Raw genomic sequence first — 13,986 nt, 5'->3', positions numbered from 1 at the left:
CGCACCGGCATCCACCGGCGGCGGCCGGCTACGCCGACTGCTGCGCCGGTCCTGAACTCCCGGTCGCCATCGGCGCGCCCCACCCGGTGGCGACCGGGCCCCTCAACTCAGAAAGCGGACCCATCCGATGACCAGTCCTGTCCTGATCGCTCCCGACACCATGGCCGCGCGGCTCGAGAACGCGGCCGCCCCCACGCTGATCGACGTCCGCACGCCCGCGGAGTACGAGACCGCCCACGTGCCCGGTTCGCTGAACATCCCGCTGCCTCTGGTGCAGGAGCACGCCCAGACCCTCGCCGCTGCCCTCGACGGGCCGGTCGTGTTGGTCTGCCAGGCCGGCGGCCGCGCCCGCACCGCCCATGACGCCCTCGTCTCCGCGGGAGCCGAGCAGCTGGCCGTCCTCGACGGCGGCATGAACGCCCATACCGCCGGCGGGCACCCCGTCCGCCGCGGCCGCCAGCGCTGGGCACTGGAGCGCCAGGTCCGCCTGGTCGCCGGTGGCCTCGTCGCGGCCAGCGTGCTGGCCTCCATCCGCTTCCCGAAGGCCCGCTTCCTGGCCGGCGGCGTCGGCACCGGTCTGACCGTGGCTGCGGTGACCGACACCTGCGCCATGGGCGCAGCACTCTCGGCCTTGCCCTACAACCGCGGCGGGAAGTCGGTCCAGCTCGACGACGTGGTGACCGTGCTGCGCTCAGCCACCACCGGACCCAACCGCGGCGCCAGCACGAACGCCTCCACTACCTCGTGATCGCCGCAGCGATCGGCCTCGGCCTGGTCATCGGCGCCCTCGTCGGACTCCTGGGCGGCGGCGGGTCGATCCTGGCCGTGCCCGCCCTGGTCTACGTCGTCGGTCAGCCGCTGCCCCAGGCCGTGGCCACCTCGCTGCTGGTCGTCGGGATCACCGCCGTCGTCGCCCTGCTGCCCCGGCTGCGCGCCCGCCAGATCGCCTGGCGGATCGCACTGCTCTTCGGCGCAGCCGGGGTGGCGACGGCCTTCGCCGGGGCCGCGGTCAACCGGCTGCTGCCCGAAGACGTCGTGCTGGCGCTCTTCGCCGTGCTGATGGTCGCAGCCGGGGTGCGGATGCTGCAGGACAAACCCGCTACCGGTGCCGCGTGCGCCACCGACCAGGGCGTTGTCAACTGGCGCCGCTGCCTGCCCCGCACGCTCGCCGGAGGACTCGTCGTCGGCTTCCTCACCGGGCTTCTCGGCGTCGGAGGCGGGTTCCTCATCATCCCCGTGCTGGTGATCGTGCTCGGCCTGCCCATGACCACCGCCATCGGCACCTCGCTCGTCATCGTGGCGGTCAACTCCGCCGCCGGCTTCGCCGCCCACGCCAGCGACGCCGCCATCGACGTTCCCGTCGCGGCCGGATTCACCGGGGCCGCGGTGGTCGCGGCGCTGATCGCGGCACGACTCGGAGCTCGCCTGGACACAGGCCGACTGAAGCGCTGGTTCGCCGGGCTGGTGTTCGCCGTCGCTTCACTCGTGTTCGTCCAGGTCGGCATCAGCGTTGCTTCAAGCTGACGGAACCACCCCCAGTGTGGCGGGGACACTGAAATCCCCGGAGTGTGGACCAGTGCCAGCACCACGAGAAACCATCAGGAGCCTCACCATCACCATCGGAGCGAACCCTGCGCCCGCAGCGGGACGGCGCCTCACCGTCACGACCGCACTGTTGCTCACCTCCGGCGTCCTTCTACTGGGCTGCTCGAGCACCAGCGCGGATCCAACGGCGGCCACCAGCACCACGATGAGCACCAGCGCGGCAGTCACCCTCGTCGACCCCACCCAAGCGTTGGCCCTGGCGGCGCAGCAGGGAACCACGGTCATCGACGTACGCACGCCCGATGAGTACCGAGCCGGCCACCTGGTGGGGGCTGTCAACATCGACGTCAGCGCCGACACCTTCGCCGACCAGGTGAGCGCCCTGGACCCGGCCGCCTCCTACGTCGTCTACTGCCGCAGCGGCGCCCGCTCCGCCGCCGCCGCAGCCCAGATGGCCGACCTCGGCTTCACCGACATCGCCGACGCGGGCGCACTCACCGACCTCACCGAGGCAGGCGGCGCCACCGAGATCAGCTGACGCCTACCGTGCCCAGCCCGGACGAGCGCACGCCGGTCACGAGCCCGATCCGTCCAGCCGCGCCTGCCGCCTTCGCTGTGGAGCGAACCGGTACCAGTGGTGACATGCCGATCGAGTGCGGCACACGCGATTGGCCAGGGCGGAGGCGCTCCGGCGTGGCCGCCCTTCGTCAGCAGCTCACTGACGGTCTGTAGCCGGGCAGCCCACCGAGGCGGCCGGGGGAACTGGCGTCATCCACCATCGGCTGGATGTCACCCCGATCTGGGGTGACGGCTCGTTGAACGTCTCTTTGGAGCGTTGACGGCATCGCACTGATGCCGGAGGCGCCACAGATGTTCCACGACCCCACGATCGTCGGCAGTTGGCCGGCGCTCACCGCCCGACTCGACGGCGACGCCGTCCTGACGCGATGGGCGACGACCGAGCCTGCACTCGCAGGAATCACCGGCGTCGCCGACCTCGTCGCTGCCTGCTCCGAGACCAGCGAGCACGAGCGCAGCAACGCCGTCCTCGGCGCACTCGTCCGTCTGGCCGCAGTCGACGGCGGCTGTGACGGCGGTGCGCTGGAGTTGCTGCTGCACCTGCTGAGCGGGCTGGTCTGGACGATGGCCCGGCAGCTGCGGGACCTGAGCCCGGACATCGTCCCCGTGGTGGTCGGTGAGCTCACCTGTCAGATCCGGCGCTACCCGTGGCAGCGCCGTCCGCGCGCGGTGGCTGCCAACCTGCGGGCCGACACCCGTCGTGCGGTGCTCGCCGAACTGCGACCGCGAGACCGCCGCCACCCGGAACGCGGCGAGTTCCTCACCGTCGATGGTGACGTCACCCGGTTGATCCCCGCTGACCCACACGGCGGAGCTGAGGACGTCGACGTCGCGGACCTGCTGCAGTGGGCGGTCCGGTCCGGGGTGGACGCCGCGGACCTGGAGCTGCTGATCGCGACCGAGTGCGGCCGTGACCGCCAGCAGGGTGGCGACTCGAAGGTCGCCGCCGAGTACGGCATCTCCACCCGCACGCTCTACCGCCGGAGGAACCGGACCATCGCCGCCCTGCGCATCGTCGCTCGGGACTACCTGGCGGCGGTCGCGTGAGCACGCTGCCGACTGCCCTCGAGGGCACGGGATCGAGCGAGGGCACCCATGCCGGGCACCCTGCCGACGGGGGCCGCCCGCTGGCCGTCGCCGAGCTGCAGCAGGCCTTGCGGGCACTGCGGGCAGGGCAGGTCACCCCTCGCGCCGGCGCGAGGGATGACATCCCTCCCGAGCCTCAGTCCCGTCGGGGTGACAGGACACCGGGGAGGCACCGGGCCGGGGGTGACAGCGACCTGCCGACCGGCTGGATCACCGTACTGGCGGGGCACGCTGGTGCCGGGGCATCCACTGTCGCGTTGGCGATCAGCGATGCTGCTGCAGCAACTGGTCGACCAGCGCACCTGATCGACAACGCGCACCCCGCCCGTTCCGGCCTCGGGGCCGCAGCATCGACGGAGTTGGGAAGCGACGGCACCGGGGCCTGGCGCCGGGGCCTCCGGTCCACCGTCACCATCGACCGACGTGCAACGGATGCGTTGCCGGGCGGTTGGCCGGTGCCGGCCGGCGATCACGCGGGGGTGACGGTCCTCGATCTCGGGCTGAACGCTGACGGTCGAGCCGCCCGGACCGTCGACCGCGCACACACCGTCGTCGTCTGCCGGCCCACCGTCCCCGGTGTTCGCCTGACGGAAGCACTCCTCGGTCAGCTGGGAGACCAGGTCGTCGTCGCTGCCGTCGGCGCCGGCCGATGGCCCGGCGAGGTCGCTGCCAGCTCGGGTCCTCGACTGCGTGCTCTGCGCCTCGCCGGACGGGTCGTCGCCGTTCCTCTCGAGCGGCGACTCGAGGTCACCGGCCTCACCGGCCACCCACTGCCCAGGTCCGTCCAGGCGGCCGGCCACGCGCTGCTCCTACTTCTGAGCTCCCGGCGACCCGGGGGCGCGCTGACGTCGGTCACGACCACCAGCCCCGGACCTCGCCCAGGAGCATCCCGATGACCGTCCGGCTCGCAGACTCGTTGATGGCCGCGGGCGTCTGCCCGGCCGCACCACCCGGCATGCAGGTCTACGCCGACCAGATCCAGTCCTGGGTCAAGTGGGGCGTCCTGGCCGTTCTGGCGATCTGCTTCTTCGCCAGCGTGGGGATGCTCATCTGGGGCCGGGTCACCCACCACCCCCGGGGTGCCCGGCTGGGGATGGACGGGATCCTGATCTGCCTGGTCGGCGCGATCCTCTACGTCGTCGGGTACGTCATCGTCCTTTCGATCGTCGGGACCGGCTGCTGATGCTGGGCAGTCGGAGCGGCCGTGGGCCGCACGGTGTTCCGTGGTCACGACGGAAGATGCGTGCCCTGCTGACCGGCGGAGTCGTCGCGGTCGTAGTCCTGGCAACAGGTCTTGTGCTGGCTGTGGTGCACACCGTCCGCCCAGCGTCCGGGCCCACGGGCTCTGATCGTGCGGGCGACGCGGCCGGGTCCGCAGCCGCACCAGCCTCCGAGGCGACCGACCGGACCTCACTCGAGGACTCACTGGCCGCCAGGCCGATGCCGGAAGTCCCGCAGTCGGCTGCCCACCCCGGGCCTGTCTCGGACCGTGATCCGGGCCCGCCCATCCTGCTTCCCCCGGCAACCAGGATCGGACCGGCCGGTGTGCCGACGGGCTTCCCCAACACCCCGGAAGGAGCGCTGGCGCAGCTGGCCGCGATCGACCAGGTTGCCCTCCAGTCCGGCTCGTTGGCCGGCGCACGTGCCGTGATCAGCGCCTGGGCCATGCCCGGCGGTCCGACGACCACGAGCTGGTCCGGTGTGCGCGCGGTCGGACGACTCCTCGATGCCGCGGGTCTGTCCGGCGCTGGCTCGACGCAGTTCGCCGTCGTGCTGACGCCGCTGATGGGTCTGATCAAGGGCAGTGTCGGGTCGGACTTCGTCATCCCCTGTGTCGACTTCGAACTCGACGTCACGCTGCAACGGACTGCCCGGGGGGCGGTGGCGGACTGCCAGCGAATGGTCTGGCAGACCGACCGGTGGTTGATCGGGCCGGGCGCTGAACCGTTCACGCCGCCGTCGGTGTGGCCCGGCACCGATGCCGCCTCCAGCGTCGGCTACCGGGACCTTCGACATGAGTGACGACGTCCTGGCCGTCGACCTGAACCCGCTGAACTGGTTGGGGGACGCGGCCTCCGCTGCGGTCGCGGACGTCTGGACGGCTGCGATGGTCAGCATCTGGTCGGCGGGGCTCTGGCTGCTCAGCCTGGCTTTCGAGGTCATCGATGCGTTCACGACGCCGGACGTCTCGGCGGACGGGCCGATGGGCGCGGTGCTGCCGACGACGCTGTGGCTCGGTGCCTCGGTCGCCGCGACCATGATGTTCGTCCAGCTGACCGTGGCCTTGGTCCGCCGCGACGGGGAGTCCCTCGGCCGGGTGCTGCTCGGTATCGGCCAGTTCGGACTCGTGTGGGTCGGCTACCTGGGGGTGGTCGCCGGCCTCGTCGCTGCCGCTGCGGGCCTGTCCCGCGGGATTCTGCAGGCCATGCTGCAGGTCGACAGCCTGTCCGCGTTCGATCCCGGCAGCTCGTGGCCGCGCGAGGTGGTGGATGCAACGGCGGCCACCGTGCTCGGCCTCTCGTCGTTGCTCCTGCTGATCCCCGCGTCGTTCTTCTACCTGGTGATCTCGCTGGTGCGGGCGGCCGCGCTGATCATCCTGGTCGCCACCGCGCCCATCGCGGCCGCCGGGTTGCTCAACGACAGCACCAAGGCGTGGTTCTGGAAAAGCGTGCGCTGGTTCTTCTCATGCCTGCTCATCGCGCCGACCGCGGCCCTGGTGCTGGGCATCGGCGTGCAGCTGTCCGCCGGCGTGGTCGCCGGCGCGGGTGACTCCACCGCACAGGCCGCAGGAGCTGCGGTGATCGGCGCGATCATGGTGGCGATCGGTGCCCTGTGTCCGCTCGTGCTCTTCCGGCTGCTGGCGTTCGTGGACCCGGGCACCGCGTCGGGGTCCGCGCTACGGCAGTCGTGGGGTGGTGCCGGCGGGTTGTCCGGGGTCCTGTCCGGCGGCAAGCAGGCGTCGGGAAGCAGTGCCGCTGCGCAGAGCGGCGGCGATGGACGCTCGCAGGGAGAGGTCGCCGCCGAAGCACAGTCAGCGAGCCGGCTCGGCTCGATGCTCGGGACGGTCGGCTCGGCGGTGGGCGCCAGCACGGTTGCGGCGGCTTCGGTTGCCCATCGGGCCGTCGACGTCGCCTCGGACGTACTCGGCTCGACCGGCGTCGGACACCCCGGCCACAGCCTGACGCCGACCGGCCAGCGCAGCAGCCGACGCGCAAGCGGGAGCGGTCAGGCGGACGCCGCCACCGGCTCAGGCTCTGGTCGAGGTGCTGGAACTCCCGACGGCTCGGCAGACGGCAGGGAAGGCACCCTTCCTCATCTTCCGCGAGCAACATCCCCGTCGGATGGGGGGCCTGGGATCCCCGCGGAGCCACCGGCCCGGAGCGGAGGCCTGGTGAACTGGGCGAAGGCCGAGCCGGCCGTCGGCGCCGCGGCTCCCGAGGCTGCTGCGGTGGTGGCGCTGTGACCGCGCCAGCCGGACCGGTCCGCTACGGGTCGTGGTCGAAGGACAAACCGGGCTGGTTCGGTGGGCTCAGCGCTCGGACCTGGATCGGCGTCGGGCTTGCCGGTTTGCCCATGCTGCTGGCTGCCGGTGCGAATCGATGGCTGCTGGCACTGGCCTGGGCACCGGCCTGGGCTGTCCTGGCCGTGCTGCTGGCCGTTCCCGTCCGAGGCCGGTCCGCGTTCCGCTGGGCGCTGGACTCGCTGCTCCGTGGGGTCGGCGGTGCGTTGGGGTGGACCGACTGGCAGTCCCGAGCTGCCGCTGGCACCGCCGCCGACCTGGACGACGCCGATCTGCCCGGAGTCCTGTCTGGCATCCGGACCCACGACGGTCCGCTCTTCGGTCCGCTGCTCGCCCGTCCGGTCGTCATCGCCGACCACCGGGAGCGGACCTGGGCCGTGGTGGCTCGGATCGCTCACCCCGGGATCGGGATCTCCGAGACCACCGCTCGCACGCGGATGGGCGTCGGACTGGCCGAGCTGCTGGAGGGCGCGGCCACCACCGAGCTGGTGTCGGTCGTCGCCCTGCAGGTCCGGACACTGCCCGACGACGGCGCCGAACGCGCCGCGTGGCAACAGACCCATTTGCGCCCCGACGCCCCACCGCTCGCGCGGGCGGTCACTTCCGAGCTCGCAGCGGTCATGACCCAGGCCGGGGTACGACACGAGGCGTTCGTGACGGTGGTCGTGCCGGAACGGCGGATCCACCGCCAGGCCAGGGAAGCCGGAGGCGGCGTCGACGGCCGTGCTCGCGTGCTTTATGGCGTCATGAGCGAGATCGAAGCCCGGCTGATCGGACCCGTCGGCTGCTCGAGCGTGACCTGGCTGGACTCTCCCGGGCTCGCGTCGGCCATCCGCACCGGCTTCGCCCCGGGTGACCGCGCCGGGTTGGCGACCGCCGAGCTGGCCGTGAGCACCGACTCGAGCATCGCCGCGGTACTGCCGATGGCCGCTGCGGGGCCGACCGCAGCGCCTCCGCCGGAACGGCGTCACTACGTGCACGACGCCTGGCACTCGGCGACCTGCACCGTCCTGCTGCCCGATAAGGGTGCGGTCATGGGTGCCCTCGCGCCGGTCCTCACCCCGACGACGGCGGGGGAGCGGCGGTGCGCCACGGTGTTCTTCGAACCGATCAGCTCCACCCGGGCGGACCGGATGGTCGGCAACGAGTCGATGAGCTCCGAGCTGGCGACCGAGATCCGACGTCGCGGTGGGTTCAGGGACCGTGCGGCACATCGTCGGGACGCAGCCCGAGTCGAGGGCCAAGACGTGCGGCTGGCTCAGGGCAATGCGCTCGTCCGCGTGGCCGTCGCCGTGTCGGTGACCGTCCCGACCTCGTGGTCCATCACCGACTACGGCCGTCGGCTGGAAGCCAGCGTCACCGGTAGCGGGTTCAAGCCGCTGCGGCTCGACCTCGCCCAGGACTCCGCTTTCGCTGCCGCCTGCATCCCGCTCGGGATCGGGTTGCCCCGGCGCCGAGGTGCCCAGTGAGCAGCCGGCGCATCGGTCGGCAGCGGCAGAGCACACGGGGCAGGGGAGTGTCGCAGCTCGTCTCCGACTTCGGCCACGAACTCCCGTCGTTGCTCTCGCCACCGGTTCGCCCAGCCGACGTCGACCCCTTCGACACGCTGGTCGGCCGACGTGGCCGGACCGGCCAGGCCGCCGGCTGGGCGGCGGTGCCTGCACCGCTGGCCGTCTACCGGATGACCTCAGAGCAGGTCGGCGGGGTCTGGCCGCTGATCGCCGGTGACGGGCTGCCGCCGGGCGGCGCGCTCCTGGGCATCGACTACCTCTCCGGCGGCGCCTTCTCCGCGGATCCGATCGGCTGGACGCTCGCCAGCGTCGCCGGCGTCACCAACCCGAACATGATCTTCTTCGGGGCTCCGGGCCGGGGGAAGTCCGGGACGGTCAAGATGTTCGCCCTCCGGCAGATGGCCTACGGCTACCGCACGCTGGTGCTCGGCGACGTCAAGGACGAGTACGAGCCGCTCTGCCGAGCCCTGCAGGTCCAGCCGCACGCGGTCGGTCACGGCCTCCCTGCGCGGATCAACCCGCTCGACTTCGGGCCACTGGGCAACGACTGGACCCGGCTGCCCCGGGCGGAAGCACGGCGCCGCGCAGCCATGGTCTTCTCCCGATGGCTGCTGCTCATCCGAGGCCTCGTCGGCTCACAGCACGTGCCGTTCGGCCCGACCGCAGAGACCGCTGTCGGGCAGGTCCTCCGCGACCTGACCGGCTACGCCGACGGCGCCGACCGGATGCGGGAGGTGACCATTCCTCAGCTCTGGCAGGCGCTGCGAGCGCCCAGCGACGAACTCGTCGACGCGTGCCGCTACGCCAGCCGCCAGCACTTCTTGGACGAGACCCGGCCGGTGCGCGACGCACTCGGAGCCCTGGTCACCGGTCATCTGGCCGGCCTGTTCGACGCACCGACCACCGTCTCGGTGGACTGGCGCGCACCGATCCAGTCGCTGTCCCTGTCCCGGCTGGACCCACTGGGTGACGAGGCCGTAGGCGTGGCGCTCACCTGCCTGAACTCCTGGGGCCGGGCGATGACCCAGCTGGCCGAGCCTGGCGATCTGCGGATCGTCATCCGTGACGAGTGCTGGAAGCAGATGCGGTTGGGCACCGACGCGGTCAAGTCCCTGGACGCCGATCTGCGCCTGTCCCGCAACGACGGGTGCATCCAGGTCGTCATCGCACACAAGCCCTCCGACATGTTGACCGTCGGAGATGCAGGCAGTCAGGCGGTGGCCATCGCCAAGGACCTGCTGCATCTCTGCGCCACCAAGGTGTTGCTCGGCCAGGACGATCAGATCGGGGACGAGCTCTCCGACCTGCTCGGTCTCAGCCCGATGGCCGAGCAGATTGTCACCGACTGGGCTGCCGCGGCCAGGGGCCGAGCGCTCTGGCTGGTCGGCAGCCATGTGGCGAAGGTGCAGACCGTCCGGACGTCGTTGGACGTCGCCCTGACCGACACCAACGACGCCCTGGAGACACCGGCATGACCGGGACGGCGGAACGCATGGCGGGGGCCTGGCTGTGGAAGGCCGCCGTCCCGCTCGCGCTGCCGACGCTGGCCGCGCTCACTCTGCTGATCCCGCTGGCCGTCCTGGCAGCGGCGGCCACACCGACGGCATCGGCGCCGTCAGCCTGCTCGACAGCCGGCACCGGCGCCACCGTCGCCGGCATCGCACTGGACGCCGTCCAGATGGGCCACGCACAGACCATCGTCACCGTCGGCGCGGCACGGGGGTTGGGCTCGTACGCCGCCACCGTGGCGCTGGCCACCGCCTGGCAGGAGTCCCGGCTGCGCATGCTGGCCAACGACGGCGGCAGTCCTGAGCTCACGCCTGAGCAGGCTGCGGTGACCGCCACGAGCCTGACCCATCCACACGACGGGCTCGGCTCGGACCACGACAGCGTCAACACGTTCCAGCAGCGCTGGACCGCCGGCTGGGGGACCGTCGCCCAGCTGATGGACCCCGTCTACGCCGCCGAAGCCTTCTACACCCGGCTCGTCGCTGTGCCGGACTGGGAGGCCATCCCGCTGACCCGGGCCGCGCAGGCCGTGCAGGTCTCGGCCTACGGGGATGCCTACGCCCACGGGGAGGCGCTCGCCCGGCAACTCACCGCGATGCTGTGGCCCGCCGCCCAGCGGGTGGCTGCGGATCCGGCCGGGGCGGTGGCCGGCGTCTGCCCCGCCCTACCGGTGCCGGCCGGCGGCTGGGCCCGACCCACCACGGGGCAGCTGACCTCCGAGTTCGGGCTCCGTTGGGGCAGCCAGCACGCCGGCGTCGACTTCGCCGGACCCCGCAACACCCCCGTGTACGCCGCCGCGGCCGGCACCGTGGCCACCGCCGCCTGCACCAGTACCTACTGCGATCGCGACGGCAGCCTCAACCTCAAGGGCTACGGCAACCTCGTCGAGCTCGACCACGGCGCTGGGGTCACCACCCGTTACGCCCATCTCTCCGGCTACACCGTCGCTCCGGGTCGGCAGGTCCCCGCGGGTTCGCTGATCGGTTTCCAGGGCGCCACCGGCAACAGCACCGGTGTCCACCTGCACTTCGAGGTCCGCGTCCACGGCGCACCCGTCGATCCCGTCCCCTGGCTGGCAGACCGCGGCGTCGACCTGCACGCCACCGTCACCGCCGGTTGACCGGCAGAGAGGTAACCAGGAATGAACGTGAACATCCACCGCCGACCGAGGGCCGGCGAGTGACGACCCCGTCCCGACGTCGCGAACCACAGCCGATCGGCCGGGGATGGGAGCTGGCCGTCGCTGCGGTCGGCGGCGCCCTGATCGCGATAGGGCTGGCGGCCATGGCCGGGCTCGGCCTTGCTTCGGCGTTGTGGGGCGGTGGCTGGGTCTGGCCGGTCGGCACCGACATGGCCAGCCGGGTCCTCGGCGGGCTCCTGAGCGGAGATCCCGGCCGTGGCCTGTCACCGGATCAGCTGGGGAAGGTCGCCGGGCCCATCCCGGTGTACGCGTGTGTCGCCGCCGCCGAGATCGTCCTGCTGACCATCGCGGTCAGCACCGCGGTCCTGGGCGTCCGCCACCGCCGTCCCGGCGATGCCCGCAGCGGGATGGCCACCCGCAGCGAGGCCGAGCAAGCCCTCGGGCTGCACCAGCTCCGCGCTGGACGAACGGTCATCCGCCCGGATCTCTACTCGCTCAGAAGCGACTGGGAGCGCCTCAGTCGCCTCCTGTCCACAGGCGGCGACGCGATCCGCAGTCGTACCCACAGATCCGTCCACAGCACCAGTTCCCCGTCGATCTCCCAATCACCGTCGACGCAGACATCACCCACGCCCGCTGCGAAGGAGATCCCCCGATGACAAAGAACGACGACGGCTTGGACGCCGATCTACTGGCCGCCCGCTCGGAAGCCTCAGCGCTGTTCGCCGCCGCTGCCCGCAACGACCAGGCGGGGGTGACGGCGCAGCTGCACTGTCTCGCCGCTGCCACTGCCCTTCGTGCGCCCAGCGGACCGGTTCCCGCGACGGCCGACGCCGCCGACCCCGACCGGCTGGTCGAGCAGGCGTTGCACATCCTCGGTGAGCTGGAGCCAGAAGACTTCGCGCACCCCGATGTCCTCGCCGCAGCCCGGCACGGTCGCCGGGCACTGCGGGCACGGCCCTGATGGCCACCTCGCTCGGGCAGCTCCTCGACGCCCTGGCCGACACCGCACAGTCCACTGAGCCCACCGCTGCGACCCGCGCCGATGCGGGTACCGCGTTGGGACAGCTAGGCCGGGCGCTGGCACAGCTGCGTCGCGACGGCGTGTCCCCAGCCATCGGCGACCGACGGGAGCACCAGGTCGCCGCGCTGGCCGCCGCCTGCACCGAGCTGGCCGCTCGTGCGCCGGCGACCGAATCGACCCTGGCCGGGCTCGCGGCTGCTGCGGCCGACACCCTCGCCGTCCTCCACGAGCACAGCACCGTCGCCTCACGATGGGCTGCGGCCACGGCGGTGGCCGAGACCATCACGCCGCTGGTCCAAATGCTGGCCGGAACACTGCCCGCCGGCCCGGCGGCCCAGTGGCTCGCCGAGGTAGAGCGGCAGTCGGTGCTGGTCCAGCAGACCGCGGCGCTGCAGCCGCCTTCCCGAGCGGACAGCGCCATCCTCGACCGACCGTTGGCTGGACCCGCGGTCCCGGCGAGCTCGGACCCTGCTCTCGTCGTCCCCGACGCGGTCGCCGTGCTGCTGCGCGCCACGGGCAGCGCGGCGGAGTCCCCGTCGGTCGCGGAGGTGCTCGCGTACACACTCGCCGCAGAGACGCTCAGCGATGCCGCGCAGCGGCTCGACTCGGTGGCCGAGCCGGGAGCCGGGCAGGCGGCAGCACCTGCTTGGCGGGCCGTTCGAGCCGCCTTGCGCCCCTACGACGACGGGAGCCGGCGGCCGCACCACGATGCACCGCCGGCTGTGCTCGCGGCTCTGCGTCTGCACGCCTCGCTCAACCGTCCGGGCTCGGACCCGGCGCTCCGAGCAGAGCCGTTGCGTGCGGCCGTCGCGGCGGCTGCCCAGCACCTGCCGACCTTGGCGACCCAGCTGATGTACCGCACGGTCCGGTCGTGGGCGGACACCGGTGCGCTGGTGGCCTACGCCCGCGACGTGCCGCCGCGGGAGGAGCGGGTGGCCGCCTATCTGCGGGGCTACCAGCTCGGTGGGCTGGTCCGGGTGGACGCCATGGACCTGCAACCGGTGGCCGGGGCGCTGCACAACGCCCGGCTGCTGTCGCTCGCGGTGGCTGCCCGGGCCGCAGAGAGTGGGCGCGCAGGGGCCGACTTCCCGCGGCGGGCGCTGGCCGCCAATCAGGCGTTGCTGGACCAGCCGCAGACGGCGGCCGCACTGGAGGTGGCGACGCGTGAAGCCGGTGGGCAGCTGCAGTTGGCGCGGGGGCGGACGCCCGGCCCCATTCGGGCTCGCTGATCATGGGGGAAAGCCGTAGGTCTCGGTTCGAGCCCACGGACGTCGGCTGGCGGCTGGGTCGTTCCTCGCTGCCTCGTGGCGTCGAGCTGTGGTGCCGGTACGACCGCACCACCGGCGTGTACGGCGAGCAGGGCTCCGGCAAGACCTTGGACCTGTTGGCTCCGGCGCTGCTGGCTCACCGCGGCGCCGGTCTGGCGACGTTGACGAAGGTCGACGACCTGCTGCTGACCGCTGGACGACGTCAGCACCCCGTCCAGGCCGGCGGGCCGCCGCGTCCGATCGCGGTGCTCGACCCGTTCGGTGCTGCGCCGGGGATCCCGGAACTGGTGTGGGATCCGATCGCTGGCTGCGTTGATCCGCAGATCGCCGAACGACGGGCGAAGGCGTTCTCCGCCGGCACGGTCACCGGCTCGGTCACCGGTGGCCGGCAGGACAACGCTGCACGGTTCTACGCGGCCGAGACGGCGAAGGTGTTGCAGGGCTTCCTGCACGCCGCGGCCCTCACCGGTCGCACCCTGGACCACGTCCTGGAATGGGTCGCCAACCCGGTCGCCGCCGAGCAGCCGGCCGAGATCCTGCAGCAACACCCGCATGCCGCCCGCTTCTGGGACGGGCTGCTCGCGGGCGCGCTGCACGGCAGCCCGGACACCGTCGGCAACACGGTTACGACCGTCCAGCAGGCGATGGCCCTGTTCTTCCAACCGGACATCCGCGCCCGCTGCGTGCCGTCGCCCGGCCGGCCGGCGACCGACCTGGTCGACCTGATCAGACATCCCATGGGCTTGGAGGTCAAGCCGCGGTGGCGGTGAGGTCGGGCCAGGCGGTTGTCTCGTTGTAGGTGG

At 72.3% G+C, this 13,986-nt stretch carries 14 protein-coding genes; all 14 read left to right on the top strand.

Annotated features, from left to right (window positions below; genetic code table 11):
• Window positions 1-127 precede the first annotated feature (127 nt).
• Window positions 128-748, top strand: coding sequence for a rhodanese-like domain-containing protein (locus tag Q1A09_RS21600; protein ID WP_299960110.1), 621 nt, complete (start codon window positions 128-130; stop codon window positions 746-748).
• Window positions 745-1,524, top strand: a complete 780-nt coding sequence (locus tag Q1A09_RS21595; protein ID WP_299960107.1) for a sulfite exporter TauE/SafE family protein — start codon at window positions 745-747, stop codon at window positions 1,522-1,524. The genes Q1A09_RS21600 and Q1A09_RS21595 overlap by 4 nt, the downstream gene beginning before the upstream one ends.
• A 226-nt stretch (window positions 1,525-1,750) precedes the next feature.
• Window positions 1,751-2,083, top strand: coding sequence for a rhodanese-like domain-containing protein (locus Q1A09_RS21590; RefSeq protein WP_299960104.1), 333 nt, complete (start codon window positions 1,751-1,753; stop codon window positions 2,081-2,083).
• Window positions 2,084-2,415: 332 nt separating this feature from the next.
• A complete protein-coding gene (locus Q1A09_RS21585) occupies window positions 2,416-3,171 on the top strand; it encodes a hypothetical protein (RefSeq protein WP_299960101.1) in 756 nt (251 codons plus the stop codon).
• Between the two features lie 931 nt (window positions 3,172-4,102).
• Window positions 4,103-4,393 (top strand): hypothetical protein, encoded by a 291-nt coding sequence (locus Q1A09_RS21580; protein ID WP_299960098.1) that lies wholly within the window; start codon window positions 4,103-4,105, stop codon window positions 4,391-4,393.
• Window positions 4,394-4,755: 362 nt separating this feature from the next.
• Window positions 4,756-5,232: a hypothetical protein gene (locus Q1A09_RS21575; protein ID WP_299960095.1), complete on the top strand. Its 477-nt coding sequence runs from the start codon at window positions 4,756-4,758 to the stop codon at window positions 5,230-5,232.
• Window positions 5,189-6,673, top strand: a complete 1,485-nt coding sequence (locus tag Q1A09_RS21570) for a type IV secretion system protein (RefSeq protein ID WP_299960092.1) — start codon at window positions 5,189-5,191, stop codon at window positions 6,671-6,673. Before Q1A09_RS21575 ends, Q1A09_RS21570 begins: the two co-directional genes overlap by 44 nt.
• Complete coding sequence (locus tag Q1A09_RS22665) at window positions 6,670-8,199, top strand: SCO6880 family protein (protein WP_366139820.1); 1,530 nt, start codon at window positions 6,670-6,672, stop codon at window positions 8,197-8,199. The genes Q1A09_RS21570 and Q1A09_RS22665 overlap by 4 nt, the downstream gene beginning before the upstream one ends.
• A 47-nt stretch (window positions 8,200-8,246) precedes the next feature.
• Window positions 8,247-9,716 carry an ATP-binding protein gene (locus tag Q1A09_RS21560; RefSeq protein WP_299960087.1) on the top strand — a complete coding sequence of 490 codons (1,470 nt, stop codon included), beginning with the start codon at window positions 8,247-8,249 and terminating at the stop codon, window positions 9,714-9,716.
• On the top strand, window positions 9,713-10,870 hold the full coding sequence (locus tag Q1A09_RS21555; protein WP_299960084.1) for a M23 family metallopeptidase: 1,158 nt from the start codon (window positions 9,713-9,715) through the stop codon (window positions 10,868-10,870). The genes Q1A09_RS21560 and Q1A09_RS21555 overlap by 4 nt, the downstream gene beginning before the upstream one ends.
• A 59-nt stretch (window positions 10,871-10,929) precedes the next feature.
• Complete coding sequence (locus Q1A09_RS21550; protein WP_299960082.1) at window positions 10,930-11,550, top strand: conjugal transfer protein; 621 nt, start codon at window positions 10,930-10,932, stop codon at window positions 11,548-11,550.
• Window positions 11,547-11,855 carry a hypothetical protein gene (locus tag Q1A09_RS21545; RefSeq protein WP_299960079.1) on the top strand — a complete coding sequence of 103 codons (309 nt, stop codon included), beginning with the start codon at window positions 11,547-11,549 and terminating at the stop codon, window positions 11,853-11,855. The genes Q1A09_RS21550 and Q1A09_RS21545 overlap by 4 nt, the downstream gene beginning before the upstream one ends.
• Window positions 11,855-13,144 carry a hypothetical protein gene (locus Q1A09_RS21540; protein WP_299960076.1) on the top strand — a complete coding sequence of 430 codons (1,290 nt, stop codon included), beginning with the start codon at window positions 11,855-11,857 and terminating at the stop codon, window positions 13,142-13,144. The genes Q1A09_RS21545 and Q1A09_RS21540 overlap by 1 nt, the downstream gene beginning before the upstream one ends.
• Window positions 13,145-13,146: 2 nt before the next feature.
• Entirely contained in the window at window positions 13,147-13,953 is an 807-nt protein-coding gene (locus Q1A09_RS21535; RefSeq protein WP_299960073.1) for a hypothetical protein, read from the top strand.
• The last annotated feature ends 33 nt before the right edge of the window (window positions 13,954-13,986 follow it).

Origin of the sequence: uncultured Modestobacter sp. (assembly GCF_947486615.1) — a bacterium.
In the GTDB taxonomy this organism is placed as follows: Bacteria; Actinomycetota; Actinomycetes; order Mycobacteriales; family Geodermatophilaceae; genus Modestobacter.
The sequence above is the reverse complement of the archived record's forward strand: the minus strand, read 5'-3'. Positions and strand labels throughout refer to the sequence as shown.

What these genes read in the sequence shown, in the direction of transcription:
- Q1A09_RS21600 (WP_299960110.1), top strand. Translation starts at nt 128, where the DNA reads ATGACCAGTCCTGTCCTGATCGCTCCCGACACCATGGCCGCGCGGCTC.
- Q1A09_RS21590 (WP_299960104.1), top strand. Translation starts at nt 1,751, where the DNA reads ATGAGCACCAGCGCGGCAGTCACCCTCGTCGACCCCACCCAAGCGTTG.
- Q1A09_RS21585 (WP_299960101.1), top strand. Translation starts at nt 2,416, where the DNA reads ATGTTCCACGACCCCACGATCGTCGGCAGTTGGCCGGCGCTCACCGCC.
- Q1A09_RS21540 (WP_299960076.1), top strand. Translation starts at nt 11,855, where the DNA reads ATGGCCACCTCGCTCGGGCAGCTCCTCGACGCCCTGGCCGACACCGCA.
- Q1A09_RS21545 (WP_299960079.1), top strand. Translation starts at nt 11,547, where the DNA reads ATGACAAAGAACGACGACGGCTTGGACGCCGATCTACTGGCCGCCCGC.
- Q1A09_RS21555 (WP_299960084.1), top strand. Translation starts at nt 9,713, where the DNA reads ATGACCGGGACGGCGGAACGCATGGCGGGGGCCTGGCTGTGGAAGGCC.
- Q1A09_RS21570 (WP_299960092.1), top strand. Translation starts at nt 5,189, where the DNA reads ATGCCGCCTCCAGCGTCGGCTACCGGGACCTTCGACATGAGTGACGAC.
- Q1A09_RS21580 (WP_299960098.1), top strand. Translation starts at nt 4,103, where the DNA reads ATGACCGTCCGGCTCGCAGACTCGTTGATGGCCGCGGGCGTCTGCCCG.
- Q1A09_RS21535 (WP_299960073.1), top strand. Translation starts at nt 13,147, where the DNA reads ATGGGGGAAAGCCGTAGGTCTCGGTTCGAGCCCACGGACGTCGGCTGG.